26 protein-coding genes and 3 tRNA genes are annotated in these 24,870 nt (G+C 59.7%); 20 read left to right on the top strand and 9 right to left on the bottom strand.

Annotation, left to right across the window (positions count from 1 at the left end; genetic code table 11):
• Window positions 1-74: 74 nt before the first annotated feature.
• From AWU82_RS06560 to ada, 5 genes are all read left to right on the top strand, one after another.
• Window positions 75-377 carry a DUF1883 domain-containing protein gene (locus AWU82_RS06560; protein ID WP_064381399.1) on the top strand — a complete coding sequence of 101 codons (303 nt, stop codon included), beginning with the start codon at window positions 75-77 and terminating at the stop codon, window positions 375-377.
• 34 nt (window positions 378-411) lie between these two features.
• Complete coding sequence (locus tag AWU82_RS06555) at window positions 412-582, top strand: hypothetical protein (protein WP_170928922.1); 171 nt, start codon at window positions 412-414, stop codon at window positions 580-582.
• A 91-nt stretch (window positions 583-673) separates the two neighbouring features.
• Window positions 674-1,387 carry a 2OG-Fe(II) oxygenase gene (locus AWU82_RS06550; protein WP_064381396.1) on the top strand — a complete coding sequence of 238 codons (714 nt, stop codon included), beginning with the start codon at window positions 674-676 and terminating at the stop codon, window positions 1,385-1,387.
• 5 nt (window positions 1,388-1,392) lie between these two features.
• Window positions 1,393-2,055 (top strand): DNA oxidative demethylase AlkB, encoded by a 663-nt coding sequence (gene alkB, locus AWU82_RS06545; protein WP_064381394.1) that lies wholly within the window; start codon window positions 1,393-1,395, stop codon window positions 2,053-2,055.
• Window positions 2,056-2,143: 88 nt separating this feature from the next.
• The gene (gene ada, locus AWU82_RS06540) at window positions 2,144-3,217 is read left to right on the top strand and encodes a bifunctional DNA-binding transcriptional regulator/O6-methylguanine-DNA methyltransferase Ada (RefSeq protein WP_064381392.1); all 1,074 of its coding nucleotides are present in this window, start codon (window positions 2,144-2,146) and stop codon (window positions 3,215-3,217) included.
• Here ada and acuI read toward each other — a convergent pair whose 3' ends face one another.
• Window positions 3,218-4,201, bottom strand: a complete 984-nt coding sequence (gene acuI, locus AWU82_RS06535; protein ID WP_064381390.1) for an acrylyl-CoA reductase (NADPH) — start codon at window positions 4,199-4,201, stop codon at window positions 3,218-3,220.
• A gap of 215 nt (window positions 4,202-4,416) precedes the next feature.
• Here acuI and AWU82_RS06530 point away from each other — a divergent pair, with 215 nt between their 5' ends.
• From AWU82_RS06530 to AWU82_RS06490, 9 genes are all read left to right on the top strand, one after another.
• Window positions 4,417-5,478: an NAD(P)H-dependent flavin oxidoreductase gene (locus tag AWU82_RS06530; RefSeq protein ID WP_064381387.1), complete on the top strand. Its 1,062-nt coding sequence runs from the start codon at window positions 4,417-4,419 to the stop codon at window positions 5,476-5,478.
• A 174-nt stretch (window positions 5,479-5,652) separates the two neighbouring features.
• Window positions 5,653-6,408 (top strand): molybdate ABC transporter substrate-binding protein, encoded by a 756-nt coding sequence (gene modA / locus AWU82_RS06525; RefSeq protein ID WP_064381385.1) that lies wholly within the window; start codon window positions 5,653-5,655, stop codon window positions 6,406-6,408.
• Window positions 6,409-7,089, top strand: a complete 681-nt coding sequence (gene modB, locus AWU82_RS06520; RefSeq protein WP_064381383.1) for a molybdate ABC transporter permease subunit — start codon at window positions 6,409-6,411, stop codon at window positions 7,087-7,089.
• 3 nt (window positions 7,090-7,092) lie between these two features.
• Window positions 7,093-8,172, top strand: coding sequence for a molybdenum ABC transporter ATP-binding protein (modC, locus tag AWU82_RS06515; RefSeq protein WP_064381382.1), 1,080 nt, complete (start codon window positions 7,093-7,095; stop codon window positions 8,170-8,172).
• Between the two features lie 73 nt (window positions 8,173-8,245).
• A complete protein-coding gene (locus AWU82_RS06510; protein WP_064381380.1) occupies window positions 8,246-9,283 on the top strand; it encodes a DNA topoisomerase IB in 1,038 nt (345 codons plus the stop codon).
• A 143-nt stretch (window positions 9,284-9,426) separates the two neighbouring features.
• On the top strand, window positions 9,427-11,052 hold the full coding sequence (locus AWU82_RS06505) for an ABC-F family ATP-binding cassette domain-containing protein (RefSeq protein WP_064381377.1): 1,626 nt from the start codon (window positions 9,427-9,429) through the stop codon (window positions 11,050-11,052).
• Window positions 11,053-11,123: 71 nt separating this feature from the next.
• A complete protein-coding gene (locus AWU82_RS06500) occupies window positions 11,124-11,354 on the top strand; it encodes a hypothetical protein (protein WP_084776956.1) in 231 nt (76 codons plus the stop codon).
• Window positions 11,355-11,476: 122 nt separating this feature from the next.
• Window positions 11,477-11,707, top strand: coding sequence for a hypothetical protein (locus AWU82_RS06495; protein ID WP_039768768.1), 231 nt, complete (start codon window positions 11,477-11,479; stop codon window positions 11,705-11,707).
• A gap of 82 nt (window positions 11,708-11,789) precedes the next feature.
• Complete coding sequence (locus AWU82_RS06490) at window positions 11,790-12,074, top strand: hypothetical protein (protein WP_064381373.1); 285 nt, start codon at window positions 11,790-11,792, stop codon at window positions 12,072-12,074.
• Window positions 12,075-12,124: 50 nt separating this feature from the next.
• On the opposite strand, the gene AWU82_RS06485 is transcribed toward AWU82_RS06490, so the two are convergent.
• From AWU82_RS06485 to AWU82_RS06455, 7 genes are all read right to left on the bottom strand, one after another.
• Window positions 12,125-12,211: transfer RNA gene (locus AWU82_RS06485), tRNA-Leu, on the bottom strand.
• A gap of 195 nt (window positions 12,212-12,406) precedes the next feature.
• Window positions 12,407-12,480: transfer RNA gene (locus AWU82_RS06480), tRNA-Cys, on the bottom strand.
• Window positions 12,481-12,526: 46 nt separating this feature from the next.
• Window positions 12,527-12,602: transfer RNA gene (locus AWU82_RS06475), tRNA-Gly, on the bottom strand.
• 60 nt (window positions 12,603-12,662) lie between these two features.
• Entirely contained in the window at window positions 12,663-13,223 is a 561-nt protein-coding gene (gene pgsA, locus AWU82_RS06470) for a CDP-diacylglycerol--glycerol-3-phosphate 3-phosphatidyltransferase (RefSeq protein WP_064381371.1), read from the bottom strand.
• A gap of 32 nt (window positions 13,224-13,255) precedes the next feature.
• On the bottom strand, window positions 13,256-15,079 hold the full coding sequence (uvrC, locus tag AWU82_RS06465) for an excinuclease ABC subunit UvrC (protein WP_064381369.1): 1,824 nt from the start codon (window positions 15,077-15,079) through the stop codon (window positions 13,256-13,258).
• Between the two features lie 2 nt (window positions 15,080-15,081).
• Entirely contained in the window at window positions 15,082-15,723 is a 642-nt protein-coding gene (gene gacA, locus AWU82_RS06460; protein ID WP_032829778.1) for a response regulator transcription factor GacA, read from the bottom strand.
• 127 nt (window positions 15,724-15,850) lie between these two features.
• Complete coding sequence (locus AWU82_RS06455) at window positions 15,851-16,294, bottom strand: GNAT family N-acetyltransferase (protein ID WP_064384091.1); 444 nt, start codon at window positions 16,292-16,294, stop codon at window positions 15,851-15,853.
• A gap of 651 nt (window positions 16,295-16,945) precedes the next feature.
• Here AWU82_RS06455 and AWU82_RS06450 point away from each other — a divergent pair.
• Window positions 16,946-18,022: a 3-deoxy-7-phosphoheptulonate synthase gene (locus tag AWU82_RS06450; RefSeq protein ID WP_064381367.1), complete on the top strand. Its 1,077-nt coding sequence runs from the start codon at window positions 16,946-16,948 to the stop codon at window positions 18,020-18,022.
• Between the two features lie 62 nt (window positions 18,023-18,084).
• Here AWU82_RS06450 and AWU82_RS06445 read toward each other — a convergent pair whose 3' ends face one another.
• Window positions 18,085-19,197, bottom strand: a complete 1,113-nt coding sequence (locus AWU82_RS06445; protein WP_223290679.1) for a hypothetical protein — start codon at window positions 19,195-19,197, stop codon at window positions 18,085-18,087.
• 340 nt (window positions 19,198-19,537) lie between these two features.
• On the opposite strand from AWU82_RS06445, the gene AWU82_RS06440 reads away from it, so the two are divergent.
• From AWU82_RS06440 to AWU82_RS06420, 5 genes are all read left to right on the top strand, one after another.
• Window positions 19,538-20,407, top strand: coding sequence for an esterase/lipase family protein (locus AWU82_RS06440; protein WP_064381365.1), 870 nt, complete (start codon window positions 19,538-19,540; stop codon window positions 20,405-20,407).
• Window positions 20,408-20,500: 93 nt separating this feature from the next.
• On the top strand, window positions 20,501-20,782 hold the full coding sequence (locus tag AWU82_RS06435; protein ID WP_007952068.1) for a peptidylprolyl isomerase: 282 nt from the start codon (window positions 20,501-20,503) through the stop codon (window positions 20,780-20,782).
• A 135-nt stretch (window positions 20,783-20,917) separates the two neighbouring features.
• Entirely contained in the window at window positions 20,918-22,786 is a 1,869-nt protein-coding gene (locus AWU82_RS06430; protein WP_064381363.1) for an extracellular solute-binding protein, read from the top strand.
• A complete protein-coding gene (locus AWU82_RS06425; protein ID WP_007952064.1) occupies window positions 22,786-23,847 on the top strand; it encodes a microcin C ABC transporter permease YejB in 1,062 nt (353 codons plus the stop codon). Before AWU82_RS06430 ends, AWU82_RS06425 begins: the two co-directional genes overlap by 1 nt.
• On the top strand, window positions 23,847-24,869 hold the full coding sequence (locus tag AWU82_RS06420; RefSeq protein ID WP_007952058.1) for an ABC transporter permease: 1,023 nt from the start codon (window positions 23,847-23,849) through the stop codon (window positions 24,867-24,869). Before AWU82_RS06425 ends, AWU82_RS06420 begins: the two co-directional genes overlap by 1 nt.
• Window position 24,870 lies beyond the last annotated feature (1 nt).

The raw sequence follows: 24,870 nt of genomic DNA, 5'->3' as shown, positions 1-24,870 counted from the left end.
CCGGGCTGATAAACTGCGCCAATCGACAATGCTATCGTTTTGATTTTGTAGAAAAAGCCCTTCTGGAGGCGCCCATGAAATTCATTCACCAGCGCGAGCACCTCAACGAAGACGACATCGTCGTCATTCAATGCTCGCAAACCTGCAATATCCGTTTAATGAACGACGCCAACTTCCGCAGCTTCAAGAATGGCGGCCGCCACACCTATCACGGCGGTGCTTTCGACACGTTCCCGGCCCGCATCACGGCCCCAAGCACCGGTTTCTGGAACATCACCATCGACACCGTCAGCCGCCGGGCGATCAGCGTGACCCGCAAGCCGACGCTGACAAACTCGATCAAGATCATTCGCCGCTCGAGCTCCAAACTCAGCTGAGCGATTCCGCCAACGCAGACAGGTAAGCATCAACGTGGCCCAAACGACCAAATACGTGATCAAGTACAAACTCAACGGTGAGCGCCGCTTCGAGTTCGCCCAACTGGAAAACGGCACGCCGGAAGAAGCCAAGGCAGCACTGGATGCTCTGCACGGCCAGAGCAACGATGTGATCAGCGACATCAGCGTCAGCAAGGCCCTGTAAGAACCGGGTGACAATTCGACCGCAAGCGACGGAGTGTTCCAGCCGGGTGAACGGCTCAGACTGATACCTGAATGTGAGCCAAGGAATCAGCATGTCACCCTCACCCGCCTCCCCGCTCGAAGCGCTCGACTGGATTGCCCTGGAGCAGCAACTGGATCACGACGGTTGCGCCGTCATCCGCACGCTGCTGCGTCCGCAGACCTGCGATCGGTTGAGTGCGCTTTACCCGCACAGCGAACCGTTTCGGTCACAAGTGATCATGTCCCGCCACGGCTTTGGGCGCGGCGAATACAAATACCTGCGCTATCCGCTTCCTCCCGTGGTGGAACGCCTGCGCAGCGCGCTTTACCCACGGCTCGTGCCTCTGGCCAACCGCTGGCATAAGCGAATGGGTCTGCCGGAACGTTTTCCAGAGCGACACAGCGAGTTTCTCGAGCGCTGCCATGCCGCCGGTCAACTGCGGCCTACCCCGCTCTTGCTGCAATACGGTCCGCAGGACTACAACTGTCTGCATCAGGATCTGTACGGTAAACATGTCTTTCCGCTGCAAGTGGCGATTCTTCTGTCAGCACCCGGGGCTGATTTCACCGGTGGCGAGTTCGTCATGACCGAGCAACGTCCGAGAATGCAGTCGCGCCCACTCGTGATGGACCTGAGAAAAGGCGACGCGCTGATCTTTGCCGTCAATCAGCGACCGGTCAAAGGTGTGCGCGGTGACTATCGGGTGACCATGCGCCACGGCGTCAGCCGACTGCACAGCGGAACACGGCATACTCTGGGCATCATTTTCCACGACGCGACCTGACGATCATGCAAACCACCTTCGACCTGTTCGCCGACACAGAATCCGAACAACCTCGGCGCGCCGAACAGATCGGCGAGCAATCCTGGGTTCTGCGCGGTTTTGCCCTGCCGCAAATCGAGCAGCTATTGCCGGCCCTGGAATCGATCATCGCCTGCGCCCCGTTGCGCCACATGATGACGCCCGGGGGCTTCAGCATGTCGGTGGCCACCAGCAGTTGCGGGGCACTGGGCTGGATCACCGATCGAAGCGGCTACCGCTATTCATCCGAAGATCCCGTGAGCCATCAACCCTGGCCAGCGATGCCCGAGGTGTTTCGCGAACTGGCCCAGGCAGCAGCGAAACGCGCCGGATTTGCCGACTTCATGCCGGATTCCTGCCTGATCAATCGTTATGTCCCAGGCGCAAAAATGTCGTTACATCAGGACAAGGACGAAAATGCCTACGAAGCGCCGATCGTTTCGCTGTCGTTGGGCTTGCCGGCAACGTTCCTGTTCGGCGGTTTCGCGCGAGGTGACAGGAGCCAGAAAATCTCGCTGCTGCACGGCGACATGGTGATCTGGGGCGGTGTCGACCGACTGCGCTATCACGGCATCCTGCCGATCAAGCCTGGCCGCCACCCGCGCCTTGGCGAACAGCGTTTCAACCTCACGTTTCGCACCGCTGGATAATCCTGCAAAGTTTGACCGCAAGGGTCGGAGTGTGCCGGCCGGTGGCACTGGTTAACCTGACATTCAACAGGTCAACGGACTCTCCATCATGAAAACGCTTTCCACCTCGCTGAACACTGAAGACGATCCACGCTGGGCCGCTGTCGTGGCACGCGACCCTCGGGCGGACGGCCAGTTTGTCTACGCCGTGAAAACCACCGGCATCTATTGCCGCCCCAGCAGCCTGGCGCGATTGCCGAAACCGCAGAACGTCGAGTTCTTCGACACCGCCGAAGAAGCCGAAGCCGCGGGCTATCGCCCAAGCAGACGAGTGAGCAAGGATCAGACCGAAGTCGCAGCGCAGCACGCCGCTACCGTTGCGGCAGCCTGTCGCCAGATCGAAGCGTCGGACAGCCTGCCGGCGCTCAACGATCTCGCCGAGACCGCCGGCCTGAGTGCCTTCCATTTTCACCGGGTCTTCAAAGCCGCAACGGGGCTTACGCCCAAAGGCTACGCCGCCGCGCATCGCTCGCGCCGGGTTCGCCAGCGTCTGGCGGACGGCGGATCGGTGACCGAGGCGTTGTATGACGCCGGCTTCAATTCCAATAGCCGGTTCTACGAGGCGGCCGATCAGGTGCTGGGCATGAAACCCGGCGACTTCCGGGCCGCCGGCCAGAACAACGACATCCGCTTCGCCGTCGGCCAGTGCTCGCTCGGCGCCATTCTGGTGGCGCAGAGCGAGCGCGGAATCTGCGCGATCCTGCTGGGGGACGATCCGCACCAGTTGGTGTGCGACCTGCAGGACCAGTTTCGCCGGGCCAACCTGATCGGCGCCGATGCGGAGTTCGAACAACTGATCGCGCGCGTCGTCGGGTTCATTGAAACGCCGGCCATAGGGCTGGATTTGCCGCTGGATGTGCGCGGCACGGCGTTTCAGGAACGGGTGTGGCAGGCGCTACGGGAAATACCGGTCGGCAGCACCGCCAGCTACGCAGACATCGCCCTGCGTATAGGCTCGCCAAAAGCCGTACGCGCAGTGGCCCAGGCTTGTGGCGCCAACAGTCTCGCGGTGGCCATTCCGTGCCACCGCGTGGTGCGCAGCGACGGCAATCTGTCGGGCTACCGCTGGGGCGTGGAGCGCAAGCGAGAATTGCTCGAGCGCGAAGACAAAACCCGACAGTGATCAGCGATTCACATCCACCACGACCCGCCCCCGGAGCTGCCCCGCCAGCAACTTCGGTGCCGCGTCGATAGCTTCGCCGAGGCCGATTTCATGGCTGATCAGCGGCAGCAGGGCAAAATCCAGATCCTTCGCCAAGCGATCCCAAGCCTCGATGCGGCGGGCCTTGGGCTGGGTCACGCTGTTGATCCCGGCCAGCGTCACGCCTCGCAAAATGAACGGCGCGACCGAGGCGGGAAAGTCCATGCCCTGCGCCAGACCGCACGCGGCCACGGTGCCTTCGGCCTGGGTGCTGGCGCAGGCATTGGCGAGCGTGTGGCTGCCGACCGAATCGATAACGCCCGCCCAGCGCTCCTTGGCCAGCGGCTTGCCGGGCTCGGACAGGGTGGCGCGATCAATGATTTCGCCAGCGCCCAGTTGTTTCAGGTATTCGTGCTCCGACACCCGACCGGTCGAAGCGACCACGCGGTAGCCCAGCTTGCTCAGCAATGCGATGGCAAAGCTGCCGACGCCACCGTTGGCACCGGTCACCAGCACTTCGCCCTGTTGCGGTGTCACGCCGTTGCGCTCCAGTGCCATGATGCACAGCATCGCCGTATAGCCCGCGGTGCCGATGGCCATGGCTTGCGCGGCGGTGAATGCCTTGGGCAGCGGAATCAGCCAGTCACCGTTCAATCGCGCTTTCTGTGCCAGGCCACCCCAGTGGCTTTCACCGACGCCCCAGCCATTGAGCAGCACCGCGTCGCCAACCTTGTAGTCCGGGTGTGAGCTGACTTCGACGGTGCCCGCCAGATCAATCCCCGGCACCATCGGAAACTTGCGCACCACCGGGCTGCTGCCGGTGATCGCCAGACCGTCCTTGAAGTTCAGCGTGCTGTAAGCGACATCCACTGTCACATCGCCCTCCGGTAACTGCTCGTCGCTGATTTCCTGCAGGTTGGCGCGATAACCGCTGTCGTCTTTATCGATCACAATGCCTTTAAACATGACTGCCTCTTACCGGTGAAATTCAGGATGTCGAGGCACTGGAATAGCACATCGCAACATTTTGCCCCACTCGACCTTTAGCCAATCGGGCCCGAATGCCGACCCGGTGCCAGCTGTAAAAGCTACAAATCTGTGCTGGTCATGGGGTTGGCTTTGCGTTAAAAAAACCAGCAGCTACCGTCCCTGCCCTGTTTTGTCGTCGGAGAAGCTATTCCATGAGCCAATGGCCTGATACCCGCATTCTTGACCTGTTCGGCATCGAACTGCCGATCATCCAGGGCCCCATGGCCGGAGCCACTAACTCATCCATGGTCATCGCGACGTGCAACGCTGGTGGGCTCGGTTCAATGCCAGCCGCGATGCTGACCATCGAGCAACTGCGCGAAGAACTGAAGACCATTCGCCAGGGCACGAACAAACCGTTCAACGTCAACTTCTTCTGCCATCAACCGCCGGCCGCCGATGAGCAAAAGGCACGTGACTGGAAAAACCTGCTGGAACCCTACTATCGCGAACTGGGTGTCGACTTCGATGCACCGACGCCGGTGTCCAACCGCGCGCCGTTCGATGCGGCTGCCTGCGAAGTGCTGGAAGAATTTCGCCCTGAAGTGGTGAGTTTTCACTTCGGCCTGCCGGAAAAAACCTTGCTGGATCGGGTGAAAGCGACCGGCGCGAAAATCATCTCGTCGGCAACCACCGTCGACGAAGCGATCTGGCTGGAGCAAAACGGCTGCGACGCGATCATCGCCATGGGTTACGAGGCCGGCGGCCATCGCGGGATGTTTCTCAGCGACGACCTGAGCAGCCAGGTCGGTACGTTTGCCCTGGTGCCGCAAGTGGTCGACGCCGTGAGTGTGCCGGTGATTGCCGCCGGTGCGATTGCCGATGCGCGCGGCGTGGCGGCAGCGTTCCTGCTCGGTGCTTCGGCGGTTCAGGTCGGCACGGCGTATCTGTTTACTCCGGAAGCGAAAGTCAGTGCGTCGCACCACAAGGCCTTGCGCACCGCCAAGGAAAGCGAAACGGCGGTGACCAATCTGTTTACCGGGCGCCCGGCGCGGGGGATTCTCAATCGGGTGATGCGCGAGCTGGGCCCGATGTCGGACAAGGCTCCTGCCTTTCCGCTGGCGGGTGGGGCCTTGATGCCGCTGCGCGCGAAGGGCGAAGCCGAATTCAGCAACCTATGGGCCGGCCAGGCTTTCACGCTCGGCAAAGACCTCGGCACCGCCGAATTGACCCGGCAACTGGCTGAAGGCGCTCTGGCAAAACTGACCCGGTGATGAACCTGAACGGGTGAGGAGCGTGGCGCCCTCGCCCGGTTTTAATCCAGTGCTTCCCGTTTGACGGCATTTCGCTATATATTTCTATATATAGCGTTTCACCCCCTCGCATCGGCGCAGTCTTCCCATCCAATAACAACTGCCCACTGCACTTGCCACCCACGGAGCCGTTACATGATCAATCGTGCCTCACGTTTTGCCCCTGCCCTGCTCGCGTTATTCGCCATCGGCGCGGCACAGGCCGATGAAGTGCAAGTCGCTGTCGCGGCCAACTTCACCGCACCGATCCAGGCGATTGCCGCCGATTTCGAAAAAGACACCGGGCACAAACTGGTCGCTGCGTATGGCGCCACCGGCCAGTTCTATACCCAGATCAAAAACGGCGCACCGTTCGAAGTGTTCCTCTCGGCCGATGACACCACCCCTGAAAAACTCGAGAAAGAAGGCGACACCGTCAAAGGTTCGCGCTTCACCTACGCCATCGGCACCCTGGCACTGTGGTCGGCCAAGGAAGGTTACGTCGACGCCAAAGGCGACGTCCTGAAGAAAAACCAGTACCAGCACCTGTCCATCGCCAACCCGAAAGCCGCCCCTTATGGTCTGGCCGCCACTCAGGTGCTGGAAAAGCTGAAACTGACCGACGCCACCAAAGCCAAGATCGTCGAAGGTCAGAACATCACCCAGGCCTACCAGTTCGTATCCACCGGCAACGCCGAGCTGGGCTTCGTCGCGCTGTCGCAGATCTACAAGGATGGCAAGGTCAGCAGCGGTTCGGCGTGGATCGTTCCGGCGAGCATGCACGACCCGATCAAGCAAGACGCAGTGATCCTCAACAAAGGCAAAGACAACGCCGCTGCCAAGGCGCTGGTTGATTACCTCAAAGGCCCGAAAGCCGCTGCTGTCATCAAGTCCTACGGTTACCAGCTGTAAATGGCGCTGACGAGTGCCGATTTCGCGGCGATCTGGCTGACCCTGAAACTGGCGTCTCTGACCACCGCGATCCTGCTGGTCGTCGGCACGCCGATCGCCCTGTGGTTGTCACGCAGCCGTTCCTGGCTGCGCGGCCCCATCGGCGCGATTGTTGCGTTGCCGCTGGTGCTGCCACCGACGGTGATCGGTTTCTATCTGTTGCTGGCGCTCGGCCCAAACGGGTTCATTGGCCAGTTCACCCAGTGGCTGGGGCTTGGCACCTTGACCTTCAGCTTCACCGGCCTGGTGATCGGTTCGGTGCTCTATTCCATGCCGTTCGTGGTGCAGCCGTTGCAAAACGCCTTCTCTGCGATCGGCACCCGCCCACTGGAAGTGGCCGCAACCTTGCGCTCCAATCCCTGGGACACCTTTTTCAGCGTAATTCTTCCCCTCGCCCGCCCCGGCTTCATCACTGCAGCAATCCTCGGCTTCGCCCACACCGTCGGCGAATTCGGCGTGGTGCTGATGATCGGCGGGAATATTCCTGACAAGACCCGGGTGGTTTCCGTACAAATCTACGACCACGTCGAAGCCATGGAGTACGCGCAGGCGCACTGGCTGGCCGGGGCGATGCTGGTGTTTTCATTTCTGGTGTTGCTGGCGCTGTATTCCAGCCGCAAGACCCGCGCGGGCTGGAGCTGATCGATGATTGATGCACGTCTGAAACTGGCCTGGCCGCGCTTCAGCCTCGATGTTGACCTGCAACTGCCCGGTCGCGGCGTGACGGCGCTGTTCGGTCAGTCCGGCTCGGGCAAGACCACATGCCTGCGCTGCATCGCCGGGCTCGAACGCGCGCCGCAGGCGCTTATCCGCATCAATGGCGAAGTCTGGCAGGACAGCGAAAAAGGCATTTTCGTGCCGCCGCACAAACGCGCGCTCGGCTATGTGTTTCAGGAAGCCAGCCTGTTTGAGCATCTGTCGGTGCTGGCCAATCTGCAGTTCGGCCTCAAGCGCATTCCCAAGGCGCAGCGCCGGGTCGACATGACCCAAGCCACCGAACTGCTGGGGATCGGCCACTTGCTCGATCGTCACCCGCAAAACTTATCCGGCGGTGAGCGTCAGCGTGTCGGCATCGCCCGCGCGCTGTTGACCAGCCCCCAACTGCTGCTGATGGATGAGCCTTTGGCCGCCCTCGACAGTCAGCGCAAAGGCGAAATCCTGCCCTACCTGCAACGCCTGCACGACGAACTGGAAATCCCCGTCCTGTATGTCAGCCACGCGCAGGACGAAGTGGCCAGGCTCGCCGACCATCTGGTGCTGCTCAGCGACGGCAAAGCGCTGGCCAGCGGCCCGATTGGCGAAACCCTGGCGCGACTCGACCTACCCCTGGCCATGGACAGTAACGCCGGCGTGATCATCGAAGGCCAGGTCAGTGGCTACGATGCCGACTATCAATTGCTCACCCTGCAACTGCCGGACTCGTCACTGAACATTCGCGTGACCCACGCGCCGATGACGACGGGCCAGAGACTGCGTTGCAAGGTACATGCGCGCGACATCAGCCTGACCCTGCAAAACAGCGAATTCAGCAGCATCCTCAATCGCCTGCCGGTCACGGTCGTCAGCGAACAGCCGGCCGATAACGCCGCGCACGTACTCATTCGCCTTGATGCCGGGGGCACACCGCTGCTGGCGCGCATCACTCGCTATTCGCGGGATCAGCTTGGCGTGCATCCGGGCCAGTCATTGTGGGCCCAGATCAAGGCCGTCGCGGTGCTGGCGTAAATCCGCGGGCACGACCGTCATGGCGTGCGGTCAATGGCTTTAACAGCCTGATCTGCCGCGAAGGAAATCCGCCATGCCCGATACTGCGCTCACCGAGGTATTGCCTTCGGATCTGCATTACGTCGATGACACCCAGCCCGGTATTAGCCGAAAAAAACTGCGCGGAAAATTTGCCTATTTCAACCCCGAAGGCCAGCGCATCACCGACTCTGACGAGATCAAACGCATCAACTCGCTGGCCGTTCCGCCCGCCTACACCGACGTATGGATCTGCGCCGACCCGCGCGGCCATCTGCAAGCCACCGGTCGCGACGCTCGTGGACGCAAGCAATATCGCTATCACCCGCGTTGGCGCGAAGTGCGTGATGCGGACAAGTATTCGCGTCTGCGCGAATTCGGTCTTGCGCTGCCCAAATTGCGCAAACAGCTGGAGGCATTGCTGGCCTCGCCCGGTTTCAGCCGCGATAAAGTCATGGCAACGGTCATCACGCTGCTCGACGCCACGCTGATCCGCGTCGGCAACACGCAATACGCGCGGGACAATCGCTCTTACGGCCTGACGACCCTGCGCAGCCGGCATGTCGAGGTCAACGGCAGCGCGATCCTGTTCCAGTTTCGCGGCAAGAGCGGTATCGAGCATCAGATCACGGTGAAGGACCGGCGCCTGGCGCGAATCATCAAGCGCTGCCTTGAGATACCGGGGCAGAACCTGTTTCAGTATCTGGATGAAAACGGCGAGCGGCACACCGTCAGCTCTTCCGACGTCAACGCCTACCTGCAAAACCTGACCGGGGCGGACTTCACCGCCAAGGATTACCGGACCTGGGCCGGCAGCGCTCTGGCGTTGGCGGTTCTGCGGGAGCTGCAATGGGAATCCGAAGCCGAAGCCAAGCGACATGTAGTCGAGATGGTAAAGGGAGTTGCGCGGCAGCTGGGCAACACGCCGGCGGTCTGTCGCAAATGCTACATCCACCCGGCGGTGGTCGAACATTTCATGCTCGGAGCGCTGGCAGAACTGCCTAAACCACGCATCCGCAAAGGCCTGCGCAAGGAAGAAGTCGCGCTGGCGCTGTTCCTTGAACGGATGGTCGAACAGGCTGACGCGACTTGAAGCCTTCGGCTGTCTCGACTAGGCTACGCCCTCCTACCTTTCCAGGACGACCGCAGAAGTGAACAACTAAGCCTTCAAAAATGTAATCGCGACACGCCGTTCATGGCGCTTGTCAGTGTTCACAACATTTTTTGGAGGTGCCGATGACTCACGTCTCGCGTACGCCTGCACTCGTCTCCCTGAACCAGCTGGGTTTTCAGTTCGCCAATGGCGAGACGATTTTCACTGCACTCAATCTGAAATTCGATCACACCCCGACTGCCATCGTCGGGCGCAACGGCGTGGGCAAAAGCGTATTGGCGCGCCTGATTGCCGGACATTGGCGCCCCACCAGTGGCAGCGTAACGCGCGCCGTGGCGACGACCTACGTGGCGCAAACCTTTGTCACGCTACCCGGCGAGACGGTCGCCGAGACCACCGGCAGCGCCGCGATTTTTCAGGCGCTGGAGCGAATGAACCGGGGCTGCGGCTCAGTCGAGGATTTCGACCTCATTGGCGAACAATGGGATCTGGCGGACCGCTTGCGCCGCCTGCTCGATGACGCCGGACTGAGCAACGTCGCCTTTACTGATTTGACCGCGCACCTGAGTGGCGGCCAGCAAGCGCGCGTTGCCCTGATTGGCGCGTTTTTAAGCCGGGCTCCGCTGCTGATTCTCGATGAGCCGACCAACCATCTGGATGCATCGGGACGGCAATGGCTGATGAGTGCACTGGAGCGCTGGCAAACCGGTTTGATCGTCGTCAGCCATGATCGGCAACTGCTCGACCGGATGTCTCGAATCGTCGAGTTGAACGCATCGGGGGCTGTCGAATTCGGCGGCAATTACACGGCATTTCGCGAGCATCAACGGATCCATCAAGCCGCAGCGCGAGCACGTCTTGAACAGGCCAGAAGCGAACGCCAGCGCGAGCGGATTCGACTTCGCCGCGAGCACGACACGATACAGCGTCACGCCGCCAACTCCCGCCGTAACGCCGAGTCCGCCAACATTGCCAGTTTCGAATACGTCGCGATCAAGGGCGCCGCCCGGGAAATCATGGGACGTGTCCGTCAGGGACATCAGGACCGCAAGTCCGAGCTGGATGCCCAAGTGCGCGACGCTTACGCCAAGGTGCAACCCGAGGACAGCGTGCTGATTAACTTGCCCGGGAGCGCCGTGCCCAACAACCGTCAGATCTGCACGCTGATTGAGGCCCGATTGCCGTGGCTGCCGGGCGATGCCCTCAATCTTGCGATCCACGGCCCGATGCGGATCGCTGTCAGCGGCCCAAACGGCTGCGGCAAATCAACCTTGCTGAAGGTGCTTGCCGGGGAACTGGCACCCTTGGAGGGAATCGCCACAACACATGTGCCCTTCGCATTCCTGGATCAGCAATTGGCGCAACTGGACGATCAGCGCTCCATCACCGAGCAGCTGATGACGCAGGGAGCTGCGCTGAGCGAGGGCACCCTGCGCAGCTATCTCGCCCACTTGCAACTGGATGCGAACCGCGCCACTGGGCCCTGCGCCTCATTGAGCGGTGGAGAACGCTTGAAGGCCGCATTGGCGCTGGCCTTGTGGCGAACGGATCCTGCGCAGTTATTGTTGCTGGATGAGCCGACCAATCATCTGGATCTGCCTTCGGTGGAAGCATTCGAACGAGCGTTGCAGACTTTTCCAGGCACCATTGTCGCCGTTTCCCATGATCAGGATTTCCTTGAGGCGTTGAATCCAACTCATCACTTGCGCTGGCACCGATCAGCCTGGCAACTGTACCCGACGAACTGACTTGCCTATTTTTTGCACGATTGGTCAGGGCTTCTATAGTTGATCTGATACGAATCAGCCGCGGTGAAGCCATGGAAGACATATTCGTCGTGAAGCGCTGCAACAAGATTGTCATCCACGGCCGGCGCGCCGGAGAAAGCCTCCATGAACCCGCCGAAGCCTTGGGCTGGTATCGCATCTGCGATACGCGAACAGGCGGTTTCATCGGCGATGGCTACGATCAGGAAGAAGACGCCCGCAAGGAATGCCATCGGCTCAACGCAGCGAGTTCGCGAGTGACCGCCCCCGAGTCGTCGGGCTGATAGCTGTCATTTACGGGTCTATACTCAAACCAGCTGAAGGAGCAGCGCCCCCAACGGCAGAAGGCTCGTGCTTGGCGGGCTTTTTGCTGGCACCGAGCGGATTTAATGAACGGAGGTGTTCCATGTCCGAAAAAGAGTCCATCACCACTCTCCTGACCTTGCTCGAGGCTCGGGAGGCGCGTCTCGCGGCAGCCTGCAAAGAGATCGCCGACTGGGTCGATCATCAAGGCGGACACCCGACCGCTCTGCGCATCCGCGACCGGCTGAACGATATCGACAAGGATACTCCGCTGATTCGAAGCACCCTGTCATCGCTCAAACCGATCGACCGGCCGCTGCCACGCTTCAGATAGTTCGTCGATTCGGCTGGCGCATGAAAGAACGCCCCTGGTCGTGAAAGGTCAAAACCTTTACACGTCACCAAGGAGACGTCTCATGGTCATTCATTTCAAAGTCGACGGGCATCTGGCTTGCGGGCACAAGGGCGCCAACCTCTCCTCCAGCAGCGAACTCAATCGAGTGAAATGCCGTAGTTGCCGCAATACCGATGCCTATAAGGATGCGCGGAAAAACCAGCGCAACGCGGCGCGGCGCGCGGCGCGCCATTCCAGGGTTGCCCACACGGCGTCTGACTGGCGCTCGGAGTGGATCGAGCGGTTGACTGCAATGGCTGGACTTCAGCGTTTACCTAGAGGGTTTAGCGGGCAGGCGTTTGTCTGAGCACAAAAAAGGGCCTGCATGAGGTATGTCATGCAAGCCCTTGATATTCATGGTGCCCGAAGCCGGAATCGAACCGGCACGCCCTTACGAGCGGGGGATTTTAAGTCCCATGCGTCTACCAGTTTCGCCATTCGGGCGGTAGCGCGGTGTTGCTTTGCTCTGATGACGATTCACAGTCCTGACAGGAACTGCACGTCGGCGGCAGAGGGGGAAATATATACATCACTTCCCGGTGAAGCAAGTTTGCAGTTGCCGTTTCAAAGACTAAATCCTTCAGAGCAATGCAAATAAAAAAGCTCCGTAAATCATGGATCTACGGAGCTTGTTTATAGTGGAGGCCGAGGTCGGAATCGAACCGGCGTAGGCGGATTTGCAATCCGCTGCATAACCATTTTGCTACTCGGCCTCAAAACATTTGCTGTCAGTAGCGCAACAACAAACGTTGTACAAATTGGAGCGGGAAACGAGACTCGAACTCGCGACCCCGACCTTGGCAAGGTCGTGCTCTACCAACTGAGCTATTCCCGCTTGGTGTGGCGCATTCTATAGATTCCAGATGCCCCGTCAACCCTTTGATTCAAAAAAGTTTTATTTCTTTTCAACATCGGTCTTCAGATGTGGCCAGGCAGCGCGAAGGTACTGAACCATCGACCACAGGGTCAGGCCTGCCGACACCATCAGCAATGCATAACCAACGAAAACCCAGAAACTGAAAACCTTTGGGTTGGCCAGCAGGATAACCAGTGCGAGCATTTGCGCAGCGGTTTTCCACTTGCCCAGATTCGACACGGCTACATGAGCCCGGGCACCCAGTTCGGCCATCCACTCACGCAGCGCCGAGACAACGATCTCGCGACCGATGATGACAGCGGCCGGCAGAGTGAGCCAAAGGTTGCCATGTTCTTGCACCAGCAACACCAGGGCAACAGCCACCATCAGTTTGTCAGCAACAGGATCGAGAAACGCACCAAACGGCGTGCTTTGCTCCAGACGTCGCGCCAGATAGCCATCCAGCCAGTCCGTTGCCGCCGCAAAGGCGAATACCGAACTTGAGGCCATATAGCTCCATTGGTAAGGCAGGTAGAACAGCAGAATGAAGATCGGGATAAGCAGGACGCGGAGAACGGTAATCAGATTAGGGATATTCATCGGCACAACTGGCTACGAGGTGAATGGGCATTCTACTCACTATGCAGGTTTGCATAAATCGACTCTGCTAGCTTTTTGCTGATCCCCGGTGCTTTGGCGATCTCTTCGATGCTTGCACGAGACAGCTCCTGCAATCCACCAAAATGTTTCAACAAGTCCCGACGCCGGGTTGGCCCAACGCCCGCTACACCCTCCAGCGTTGACGTACGGCGGGTCTTGCCGCGCCGTGCACGGTGGCCGGTGATTGCAAAGCGGTGGGCCTCGTCGCGAATCTGCTGAATCAGATGGAGCGCCGGCGAATCACCCCGCAAGGTGAACTCGTTTGCTGCATCATTCAGATACAAAGTCTCGAATCCCGCCTTGCGGGTAGCCCCCTTGGCGACCCCCAGCAGGATCAGATCCGGAACAGCCAGTTCGTTGAGCACATCACGCGCCATCGACAATTGCCCCTTGCCGCCGTCCACCAGCAGAATATCCGGCAACTTGCCCTCACCTTCCTTCAGCTTGCTGAAACGTCGGGTCAGGGCCTGATGCATGGCGGCGTAATCGTCGCCGGCCGTCACGCCTTCGATGTTGTAGCGGCGATAATCCGACTTGATCGCCCCTTCAGGGCCGAATACCACGCAGGACGCAACTGTGGCTTCACCGCTGGAGTGGCTGATGTCATAGCATTCCAGCCGTTGCGGTGGCTCGTCGAGGTTCAACACTTCTGCCAACGCTTCGAAACGTGCGGCAACGTGCTGACGATTGGCCAGCCGCGCACCCAGTGCCTGTTCGGCATTGGTCACGGCCAGTTGCTGCCAGCGCGCCCGGGTGCCACGCACCCGATGACTGATGCTCAACTCACGTCCGCGCAGCGCCTGAATGGCCTCGATCAGTGCAGGAAAGTCGTCATGCACGACGTTGACGATCAGCTCGCTCGGCAAGTCGCGTTCCGGGCTGCTGATGAAGTATTGCCCCAGAAACGCCGCCATGACTTCGGCAACGTCCTCTTCGATCCCGACCTGGGGGAAGAAATTCTTGCTGCCAAGCACCCGCCCTCCCCGCACGCTGATCAGATGAACACAGGCACCGCCAGGATTGACGAACGCGGCGATCACATCAATGTCGCCCGTTCCGCCTTCCATGCTTTGTTGATCCTGCACCCGGCGTAGTAGCGCAATCTGGTCGCGCAGTTCGGCGGCACGCTCGAACTCGAGATTGATCGCAGCCTCTTCCATCGCCGTCGACAACTCATTGGTCAATGCGTGGCTGCGCCCTTCGAGGAACATTACCGAGTGACGCACGTCCTCGGCGTAAACCTCAGGCTCGACGAGTCCGACACAAGGCGCCTTGCAACGCTTGATCTGATATTGCAGGCACGGACGGGTCCGGTTCTTGTAGTAACTGTCCTCGCACTGACGCACGAAAAAAGTCTTCTGCAAAAGGCTGAGGCTTTCGCGAATAGCCCCGGCACTCGGATAGGGACCGAAATACTTGCCCTTGGCCTTCTTGGCCCCGCGATGAATGCTCAGGCGCGGAAATTGCCCGTCAGACAAAAAGACATAGGGATAGGATTTGTCGTCGCGCAGCAGGATGTTGTAAGGCGGCCGCCACTCCTTGATCAGGGTTTGCTCAAGCAGCAACGCCTCTGTCTCGTTGGACGTGATGGTGGTTTCGACCTGGGCGATGCGCCCGACCAGTGCTGCGGTTTTCGGCGCAAGGCCGGTCTTGCGGAAGTAGCTGGCCAGACGTTTTTTGAGGTTCTTCGCCTTGCCGACATACAGCAGACGCGCATCGCTGTCGAACATGCGATACACGCCGGGACGCCCGCTGACGGTTGACAGAAAGGCGCCTGAATCGAAGGTTTCAGTCATGATCAGAGGCTGGCATCAACCATGCCGTGACGAACTGCCAGAAGCGTCAGCTCGACATCGCTGCTGATCGAGAGCTTCTCGAAAATGCGGTAACGGTAGGTATTCACGGTTTTCGGCGACAGGCATAACTTGTCGGAAATGATCTGAACCTTCTGACAGCCGACAATCATCAGCGCAATCTGGATTTCCCGCTCGGACAACGCATCGAATGGTGAATCGTTGGTCGGCTGAAAGGATTTTATGGCGAGTTGCTGGGCAATTTGCGGACTGATATAGCGCTGGCCGGCAAACACCAGGCGTATGGCCTGAACCATTTCCGGCAGTCCGGCGCCCTTGGTCAGATAACCCGCCGCACCGGCCTGCAGCAACCGTGTAGGAAACGGGTCTTCCTCACACACGGTGACCGCGACCACTTTGATGTCGGGATGACTGCGCAACAGTTTGCGCGTGGCTTCCAGGCCGCCGATACCCGGCATCTTGACGTCCATCAGCACCACGTCGGGCTTCAACTCACGAGCCTTGATGAGGGATTCTTCCCCGGACTCGGCCTGGCCCACTACCTGCAGGCCATCGATGTCGGCCAGCATACGTGTAATGCCTGTACGAACGAGATCATGGTCGTCGACCACTAGCACCCTAATCAAGCAGACACCTCGCGATATGGTCTTATTGGGATGCCGGACACCTTAGCAAAAAGTGCCGGGCAGACCTAGCGGCAAGCGACATATAAAAAGTTTCAATTCTTCATCGGGGGCTTGCCGGCCGTGGGTTTCAGAGCACAGGTGTACTCAAATCGAGCTGCATTCGCAGGAAACACTCGTCCTCGCCCTGCACCAACATTCCTTTTCTTCGATAAAGGTTTTGCGCCGGATTGTTTTTGAACACCGTCAGGCGCAGCGCCGGCCTGCGCTCCAGCCGGGCCATCGCACTAACCTGATCGATCGCCCAGGATCCCGCGCCCTGGCCTTGAGCGCTTTCGACGATCTGCAATTCGCGGATATACACGGCCCGAGCATCACGACTGAGACTGACATACCCCGTCAATTCGCCTTCGCGAAGGATCAACCAGTTTTCGCGCCCTGCCCAGGCGACATCGAACGCCTCGTCCTGCCACAGCAAGTCATAGTGAATGTAGTACCGAAGCATGTTTCGGCAAGTCAGCTCTCGTACAAACGACAGGTCGGCGGACGTTGCCTGGCGCAACTGAAAACTCATTTCTGCCTCGATCTTATTCAAATTCATGCCCCTTCCTTGAGCCCAAGCTCAGAAAGCAGAGTGTGTCACACCTTGGCGGGCGCTCACCCCATAGAAGCCCTCTTGCACGTTCGATAGCATTTTCTGATTGCTGACGCGCAACAGCCTCTAGTAAGCTCGGCGCACTCATTGGAGACAGCTCATGTTCGACACCCTTTCACAGCTTCGTACCGCCAGCGCCTTGCGCTCGGTTGCGGCTGCCCGGGTGAATGGCGCCTGTACTGCTCCAGCAAGCTTTTATTTTGGGTATTGGTTTAGCCACTGGCGCGCCTGATACCCAACACGGCGCCCACTTCAACGGGTCGCCTACCAGAGATTTCTCAACCCCCGGTCGGCCTCCCGACCGGGGGTTTTGTTTTTTCAGGCCCGAACTTTTTTCAGCAATACACCAGACACTTTGAGGATTCAGCCAATGAACTACGCCACTTATTACCGTTACGACAGTTTTACCGCTTGGCGATTTACCAGCCTCCGCTCGGGACAGCCTGCCGCCTCCGATCGGTCACCCACAGGTGGCAAGCCAACACACGTAGCCAATCCGGCCAATTGTCGAACACTCCAGTAGGGCCGAGTGAGCGGGAAGCACCCGCCCTCCGCCCAGGAAAACCGAATATGAACTCGTCCGTTTCTGCCCTGCCACTGTCCACCCTGAACCCGGCCAACGAAGCATTGACCCTGCGTCTGCCGAGTGCGCTGCAACTCAAACAGCAATTGCCGCTGAGCAATGCGCTGAACCAGCAAGTCATCGCCCACCGCCAGGCGGTTCGTGCGATTCTTGATGGCCATGACCCGCGTTTGCTGGTGATTGTCGGCCCCTGCTCGATTCACGACCCAAAATCAGCACTCGAATACGCAGCGAAGCTGGCGCAACTGTCCAGCGAAGTCCGTGATGACATGCTGCTGGTGATGCGTGCCTACGTCGAAAAACCTCGCACCACCGTCGGCTGGAAAGGACTTGCCTACGATCCTCATCTGAATGGCAGCGACGACATGGCGGCCGGCCTGACGCTATCGCGCGAATTGATGCTGGAAATTATCCGCCTCGGGCTCCCGATTGCTACAGAACTGCTACAGCCCATGGCTGCCGGATACTTCGACGACTTACTGAGCTGGGTCGCCATTGGCGCCCGTACCACCGAATCACAAATCCATCGTGAAATGGCCAGCGGACTTGGCATGCCGGTCGGCTTCAAGAATGGAACCGATGGGGGCGTCGCCATTGCCGTCGATGCAATGCGCTCGGCAGCTCATCCCCATCGCCACTTCGGCGTCGACAGCCAGGGTCACCCGGCAATCATCCAGACACCGGGCAATCCGGACACCCATCTGGTGTTGCGTGGTGGTCACCAAGGGCCGAACTACGACCGTGAAAGCGTTTCCCGAATCAACGCCGAACTGAATCGCCTGAAAATCCCGAGCCGGATCATGGTTGATTGCAGCCATGCCAACAGTGGCAAGGACCCGCTCCGCCAGCCGGGCGTGTTCAACGATGTGCTGGAGCAGCGCTTGCAGGGCGATCGTTCGCTGATCGGCATGATGCTTGAGTCACACCTGTTTGAAGGATGCCAACCGTTGAGCGAGTCGCTTCGATACGGTGTTTCGGTTACCGATGCCTGCCTTGGGTTCGAAGCCACCGGGCAGTTGCTGCTCGAAGCGGCGCATCGCCTGCGAAAACAGGCCTCGGCCTGATGATGAGCACCGCCCTCCGCTGCGTTTTCTACCGGAGGGCGGGACAAGGTTCACAATAGATGTCACGCCTTCACTTGCAGCAACATCACCCCGGACTGCTGACTGACGTCGTCCAGCCGCTCGACCGAGTACGATAGCCGCACGACGGTACCCACGTGCTCGCGCCAGAACCGATAGGGCACAATGAACACCAGAGGCTGCATGGCCATCCCCCTCAGGATTTCCCGGTCGTCACGGTGAAAAAATGACTCGCCGTCGCACTTCAGATAAACCAGTTCGCCTTCCTCCACTCGCGCATCACTGATCAACACGCTGACACCATCGATGGCATCCTCCAAATCGAGCACGCCGTCATCCGCTTCAAGCACCTGAGGAGCCGGCAGCTCACCTCGCACCAATGGCGCAATGCTGATTCGCGTTACACCTGACTCGCGCACTGCTCCGGTGTTCTGCTCAATACAGTAACGGACCACCACCTCGCCACCCAGATGCGGGCCGATGAACTCTGGAGCGATACCGAACACCAGGGGCTGACCCACACTAAAGAATTCCACGATGAGAATGTCTCGAAACGATGCCTCCGGTGAAGGCCCTTCCCAGATCAGTTGTACCCGGTCGCCTGCACTCATGCCGGCATAGGGTTGAAGGATGGCCGTCGTTCCGTCAGGTACGCGAGCCGGATCGAGACTGCCTCCGACGGCATCCTCGATGAGGGCTGGCAACAGACTGTAGCGGACGTCCCCGACATCCAGCTGTAGACGCAATGAAGCGACAGGCTCCGGCCTCGTGACGCTGGTCAACGTCCAGAACACCTCCAGAGAGCCCCCGTCCAGCGCCGCGATATGAACGTCCCGTACGACCAGAACCATATCTTTGCCCAGCTGCCCTTCACTGACGGATCGCGAAATGTCGTGGCGATACGGCAAACCTTCCATGTCAAGGCCATGCCAGCTCAAGACCACCCTGTCCCCGCAGACCATTCCAGGCCAGGGCGCGATCCTGATGACAACCCTGCTCAATGACGGATCAACGACCGCACCCTTTACTGAATCCAGTGCAGGTGCCGGCAACGGCAACTCCCGTTCAACCTCCCGACACTGCCCGAACGACCGAACGCTCTCACCCTCCATCCCTGTGGCCTTTTCCTGCAAAACCGTAGCTTGTGCATCATTCATCAGTCGTCTCTCCACTCCCTGGAAATGACACGTCGCCTGAACGCCGCGTCGAAGGGCTTCTATTTAAAGCCTTTCATCATCGACCCGATGTCAGCTCATCACGTTTCAGGCCTGAGTCAAATGCGCTGGAGGAGGTAGGCAAATATGGGAAAACGACTTCCAACGAGGCGAGAGCTGTCTAAATGTTCCGAAGTGGATTTCGTCCAGAAGTGAAAATTCACACACACATTGCTCCAGTTTCCAACGCGTGACGGCGAATCTTCAGGCATCCCAAGCCGCACGACTGTTTTAGAGTGGCACGCAGAAAACATCGACGATCTTCTGCGATCAAGGACGAAAAATGCTACTAAATGCGACAACCAATCATCCCATTCTGCTGGTGCATGGCCTGTTCGGATTCGAGCGCATTGGACCTTTCGAACTGTTTCATGACGTTAAACAGGCGCTTAAAGCGGCCGGCGTGCAGGTGTTTGTGCCTCATCTGTCGGCGGTCCATGACAATGAAGTTCGCGGGGAGCAGCTGCTCTCGCAAATCGGCTCCGTGTTAAGAGGCACAGGCGCGACCAAAGTCAACCTGATCGGTCATAGTCAGGGCGCACTCACAGCACGCTACGCTGCAGCGCTTGCCCCACACTGCGTCGCTTCTGTGACGTCGGTCAGCGGGCCCAATCATGGCTCGGAACTGGCCGACTTCCTGCGCAAGGCGCTGATACCGGGAAGACTGCCGGAGCTCGTGGCCCAGAATGTGGCGACAAGGTTTGCAGACTTTCTGTCCCTGCTCAGCGGGCATACGACATTGCCACGCAGTGCACTGGCCGCGCTGGGTGCGCTGACTACGGAAGGGGTGTGCAACTTTAATGACAAATACCCCCAGGGCCTGCCCAAAACCTGGGGCGGCCAAGGTCCCGAGTGGGTAAATGGCGTTCGTTATTATTCGTGGAGTGGTGTCGTAGCGGAGCTTGACGGGCCGACACTCGACCCGGTCCGGAGTATCTGCAGCACCCTGTCCGAATACTTCATTACAGAACCCGCGCAGAACGACGGCTTTGTCGGTCGTTTCAGCTCTCACCTGGGGACCGTGATCCGTTCCGACTACCCACTCGACCACTTGGGCACTCTGCGACGAACCACCGGGCAATATGCCATGGCACACGATTCGATCGGGCTTTACCTGGAGCACGCCTTGCGTTTGCAAGCAGCTGATCTCTAGCGATATCAGACAAGCGACCGGAACTTTGCCGAGAAATCGGCCACTGATTCCGGTAGGCTCCCCCCTTTACTGATTTGATTGGAGAGTTTCCCCATGGCTAAAGCCACTGCCCGCCACATCCTGGTTTCCAGCGAAGCCAAGTGCAACGAACTCAAGGCCCAGATCGAAGGTGGCGCTGATTTCGCCGAGGTGGCCAAGGCCAACTCCACCTGCCCGTCCAGCCGTCAGGGCGGCGACCTGGGTTCGTTCGGTCCTGGCCAGATGGTCAAGGAATTCGACACCGTAGTGTTCAGCGCGCCGATCAACGTCGTGCAAGGCCCGGTGAAGACCCAGTTCGGCTACCACCTGTTGGAAGTCACCAGCCGTCAGGACTGATATTCGGTCCGACCTGCTGTGCAACGGCCCGCCTGATGGCGGGCCGTTTTGTTTTGGTTACACCGCACCGCTGGCGAACGGCGCGCCGCTCGCGTACAAATTGCGCTTATCGATTACCCGGCTTTAAGGCTGACAATGCGACTGGCTTTCCCGACATTGATGTTCACTGCCGTGACCCTGCTGCTTGGGATCACCGGTGTGGACGCCGCACCGCAACATGCGATGACCGTCTATGGCGAACCGGCAAAGTATCCGCCCGGTTTCAGTCACTTCGATTACACCAATATCCAGGCGCCCAAGGGCGGAACCATGCGCCGCTCGGCCATCGAAATCGGCCACTTCGACCATGTCCTGCCCTATATCGACAAAGGCATCGGCGTCAGCCAGATCGACGGCCTGCTGTATTCCCCGCTGGCCCAGCGTTCGCTCGACGAGCCCTACACCGTATACGGCCTCGTGGCGCAGAAAATGGAGCGCTCGGATGACGGCCTGTCCCTGCGCTTCTTTATCAATCCCAAGGCCCGCTTCGCCGATGGCAAGCCGATCACCGCCGAAGACGTGCGATACACCTATGATTTGCTGATGACTCAGGGCAGCCTGCGTTATCGCACCCAGTTTGCCGACGTCAAAGGCGCCGAAGTGGAAGCCCCGCTCACCGTGCGCTTCGATTTCAAGAGCAACGAAAACCGCACCCTGCCGCTCGATATCGCGACCCTGCCGGTGTTTCCCGAGCATTGGTGGAAGACCCGTGATTTCGCCGGCGGTGGCGGCTATGAACCGCCGCTGGGCAGCGGGCCGTACCGGGTCGGAAAAGTCGACTCCGGGCGCAGCATCACCTTTGAACGCAACCCTGACTGGTGGGGCAAGGACCTGCCGGTCAGCCGTGGCCTGTACAACTTCGACCATTTCAGCATCGAGTACTTCGGCGACACCGACGTCGCTCGCCAGGTCTTGCGCGGTGGCGCTTATGACTACAACCGAGAATTCTCCGCCACCGGTTACTCCATCGGTTACGACAGCCCCGCTCTGAGCGACGGTCGCCTGCAAAAGGCTCATCTGGCCACCGAGGCGCCGCAGTCGGCCCAGGGTTTCGTGTTCAACCTGCAAAAGCCGATGTTCCAGGATCGTCGGGTACGCCAGGCGCTGGCCATGCTCTGGGATTTCGAATGGAGCAACCGGCAGATGATGCGCAATATGTACATCCGCCAGCAGAGTTACTTTTCCAACACGGATCTGGCCGCCCGGCAGTTGCCGGACGCCGCCGAACTGAAGATTCTCGAACCCTTGCGCGGACAGATTCCCGACGAGGTGTTTACCCGGGTTTTCGAAGCACCGAAGACCGATGGCAGCGGCATTATCCGCGACAAACAACTGCAAGCGCTGGAGCTGCTGGAACAGGCCGGCTGGAAACCCGATGGCGACCAGTTGGTCAACGAACGCGGCGAGCCGCTGAGTTTCACCTTTCTGGTCAGCCAGAACGGCATGGATCGCCTGCTGCTGCCCTACAAGCGCACGCTGAAACAGATCGGCATCAACCTCGACATCCGTCGTATCGATTCCTCGCAGTACGTCAACCGCCTGATGAGCCGCGACTACGACATGATCGTCACCGGCTACCCGGTCACCACTTCTCCCGGCGGCGAGCTGTTGAACTACTTCGGTTCGGCGTCGGCCAACGATCCCGGCGCCAACAACTACATGGTGCTGAAGAACCCGGCGGTCGACACCTTGATCAACGGCCTGATCCGCGCCTCGACCCAGCCTGAAATGCTGCGCTATGCCCATGCGCTGGATCGCGTGCTGCAATGGAACTACTACTGGATTCCCAACTATTACCCGCCGGGCACGTCCACTGTGTGGTGGAACCGTTTCGGCATTCCCACCGTGCAGGCGAGCAATGACGAAGCGATCGAGAGCTGGTGGGAAATCAGCAGCACGCCGCTGACCAATCAGCAGATGACGGCCGAGAAAATCAGCCGTGGCAGACCCGGAGGGCCGCACTGATGTGGGCTTACATACTGCGGCGCCTGCTGCTGATCATCCCGACGCTGGTGATCATTCTGCTGGTCAACTTCGTGATCATCCAGGCCGCACCGGGTGGGCCGGTTGAACAGGCCATCGCCCATTTGCAAGGCATTGGCGGCGCCAGTGTCGGCGGCGGTGCAAGCGAGACCATGAGCGGCACGTCCCGCGCCAGCCGCGGCCTCGATCCGCAACTGATCAAGGACATCGAAAAACAGTACGGCTTCGACAAACCGGCCCATGAACGCCTGTGGCTGATGCTCAAGAATTACGCGCAACTGGATTTCGGCAAAAGCTTCTTCCGCGGCGCCACGGTCACCGACCTGATCCTGCAGAAAATGCCGGTGACCATTTCCCTCGGGCTGTGGGCGACGTTGATCACCTATCTGGTGTCGATCCCGCTGGGCATCCGCAAAGCCGTGCACCACGGCAGCCATTTCGATATCTGGAGCAGCACGGCGATCATCATCGGTTACGCCATGCCGGCGTTTCTGTTCGCGATGTTCCTGATTGTGGTGTTCGCCGGCGGCACCTCGCTGAACTGGTTTCCGGTGCGCGGGCTGGTGTCCGACAACTTCGAATCCCTGTCGACACTGGGCAAGATCACCGACTACTTCTGGCATCTGGTGCTGCCGGTCACGGCGCTGGTGATCGGCGGTTTCGCCACCCTGACCATCCTCACCAAGAACTCGTTCCTCAACGAAATCACCCGCCAATACGTGGTCACCGCGCGCGCCAAAGGCCTGAGCGAAAACCGGGTGCTCTACGGACACGTGTTCCGCAACGCGATGCTGCTGGTGGTGTCGGGCATTCCCCAAGCGTTCATCAGTGTGTTCTTCGCCGGTTCGTTGCTGATCGAAGTGATCTTCTCCCTCGATGGCCTGGGGCGCATGAGTTACGAAGCGGCCGTGTCCCGCGATTATCCGGTGGTGTTCGGCTCGCTGTTCATCTTCACCCTGTTCGGCCTGCTGATAAAACTGATCGGTGACCTGTGCTACACCCTGGTCGACCCGCGCATCGACTTCGCCGCGAGGAATGCCTGATGTTCAAGCTCTCGCCTCTGGGCCGTCGCCGTTTCGAACGCTTCAAGAAAAACCGCCGGGGCTGGTGGTCGCTGTGGTTATTCATTGGCCTGTTCCTGCTCAGCCTCGGCGGCGAGCTGATCGCCAACGACAAGCCGTTGGTCGTCAGTTATCAGGGCCAGTGGTACTTCCCGGTGTTCAAGCGTCACACCGAACAGGAGTTCGGCGGACAACTGCCGTTCCAGGCCGACTACCGCAGCGACTACGTGCAGAAACTGATCCGCAAGGACGGTGGCTGGTTGCTGTTTCCGCCGATTCCGTTCAGTGACGACACCCCGAACTACGACCTCAACAAACCGGCACCGAGCCCGCCGACTTCGGTCAACTGGCTGGGCACCGACGATCAGGCGCGCGACGTCCTGGCCCGGGTGATCTTCGGCGCGCGGGTGTCGATCCTGTTCGCCCTGATGCTGACGTTTGTCAGCGCCCTGATCGGCATCGCGGCCGGTGCCCTGCAGGGCTATTACGGCGGCTGGGTCGATCTGCTCGGCCAGCGCTTGCTGGAGGTCTGGTCGGGGTTGCCGGTACTTTACCTGCTGATCATCCTTTCGGGATTCGTCGAGCCGAACTTCTGGTGGCTGCTGGGGATCATGGCGCTGTTTTCCTGGCTGGCACTGGTGGACGTGGTGCGCGCCGAGTTTCTGCGCGGGCGCAATCTCGAGTACGTCAAGGCTGCCCGGGCCCTGGGCTTGAGCGATCGCAAAGTGATTGTCCGGCACATCCTGCCCAACGCGATGAACGCGACCCTGAGCTACCTGCCCTTCATTCTGACCGGGGCGATTTCCACCCTGACCGCGCTGGATTTCCTGGGTTTCGGCATGCCCGCCGGCAGCGCGTCGCTGGGCGAGCTGATCGGTCAAGGCAAGCAGAACCTGCAAGCGCCGTGGCTCGGCTTGACCGCGTTTTTCACCCTGGCGCTGATTCTTTCCCTGTTGGTATTCATCGGCGAAGCGTTGCGCGATGCCTTTGACCCGCGCTCATGAA

The sequence above is a fragment of the Pseudomonas glycinae genome, from assembly GCF_001594225.2.
Lineage (GTDB): Bacteria > Pseudomonadota > Gammaproteobacteria > Pseudomonadales > Pseudomonadaceae > Aquipseudomonas > Aquipseudomonas glycinae.
This window is presented reverse-complemented; position numbering and strand designations above follow the sequence as displayed.

Coding starts and splice junctions, on each gene's coding strand:
- ada (WP_064381392.1), top strand. CDS start 2,144: ATGAAAACGCTTTCCACCTCGCTGAACACTGAAGACGATCCACGCTGG.
- alkB (WP_064381394.1), top strand. CDS start 1,393: ATGCAAACCACCTTCGACCTGTTCGCCGACACAGAATCCGAACAACCT.
- AWU82_RS06455 (WP_064384091.1), bottom strand. CDS start 16,294: ATGAGTTTTCAGTTGCGCCAGGCAACGTCCGCCGACCTGTCGTTTGTA.
- AWU82_RS06510 (WP_064381380.1), top strand. CDS start 8,246: ATGCCCGATACTGCGCTCACCGAGGTATTGCCTTCGGATCTGCATTAC.
- AWU82_RS06440 (WP_064381365.1), top strand. CDS start 19,538: ATGCTACTAAATGCGACAACCAATCATCCCATTCTGCTGGTGCATGGC.
- AWU82_RS06495 (WP_039768768.1), top strand. CDS start 11,477: ATGTCCGAAAAAGAGTCCATCACCACTCTCCTGACCTTGCTCGAGGCT.
- AWU82_RS06430 (WP_064381363.1), top strand. CDS start 20,918: ATGCGACTGGCTTTCCCGACATTGATGTTCACTGCCGTGACCCTGCTG.
- acuI (WP_064381390.1), bottom strand. CDS start 4,201: ATGTTTAAAGGCATTGTGATCGATAAAGACGACAGCGGTTATCGCGCC.
- AWU82_RS06560 (WP_064381399.1), top strand. CDS start 75: ATGAAATTCATTCACCAGCGCGAGCACCTCAACGAAGACGACATCGTC.
- AWU82_RS06500 (WP_084776956.1), top strand. CDS start 11,124: ATGGAAGACATATTCGTCGTGAAGCGCTGCAACAAGATTGTCATCCAC.
- modA (WP_064381385.1), top strand. CDS start 5,653: ATGATCAATCGTGCCTCACGTTTTGCCCCTGCCCTGCTCGCGTTATTC.
- AWU82_RS06490 (WP_064381373.1), top strand. CDS start 11,790: ATGGTCATTCATTTCAAAGTCGACGGGCATCTGGCTTGCGGGCACAAG.
- AWU82_RS06445 (WP_223290679.1), bottom strand. CDS start 19,197: ATGAATGATGCACAAGCTACGGTTTTGCAGGAAAAGGCCACAGGGATG.
- modC (WP_064381382.1), top strand. CDS start 7,093: ATGATTGATGCACGTCTGAAACTGGCCTGGCCGCGCTTCAGCCTCGAT.
- AWU82_RS06425 (WP_007952064.1), top strand. CDS start 22,786: ATGTGGGCTTACATACTGCGGCGCCTGCTGCTGATCATCCCGACGCTG.
- AWU82_RS06450 (WP_064381367.1), top strand. CDS start 16,946: ATGAACTCGTCCGTTTCTGCCCTGCCACTGTCCACCCTGAACCCGGCC.
- AWU82_RS06505 (WP_064381377.1), top strand. CDS start 9,427: ATGACTCACGTCTCGCGTACGCCTGCACTCGTCTCCCTGAACCAGCTG.
- uvrC (WP_064381369.1), bottom strand. CDS start 15,079: ATGACTGAAACCTTCGATTCAGGCGCCTTTCTGTCAACCGTCAGCGGG.
- AWU82_RS06550 (WP_064381396.1), top strand. CDS start 674: ATGTCACCCTCACCCGCCTCCCCGCTCGAAGCGCTCGACTGGATTGCC.
- pgsA (WP_064381371.1), bottom strand. CDS start 13,223: ATGAATATCCCTAATCTGATTACCGTTCTCCGCGTCCTGCTTATCCCG.
- AWU82_RS06420 (WP_007952058.1), top strand. CDS start 23,847: ATGTTCAAGCTCTCGCCTCTGGGCCGTCGCCGTTTCGAACGCTTCAAG.
- modB (WP_064381383.1), top strand. CDS start 6,409: ATGGCGCTGACGAGTGCCGATTTCGCGGCGATCTGGCTGACCCTGAAA.
- AWU82_RS06435 (WP_007952068.1), top strand. CDS start 20,501: ATGGCTAAAGCCACTGCCCGCCACATCCTGGTTTCCAGCGAAGCCAAG.
- AWU82_RS06530 (WP_064381387.1), top strand. CDS start 4,417: ATGAGCCAATGGCCTGATACCCGCATTCTTGACCTGTTCGGCATCGAA.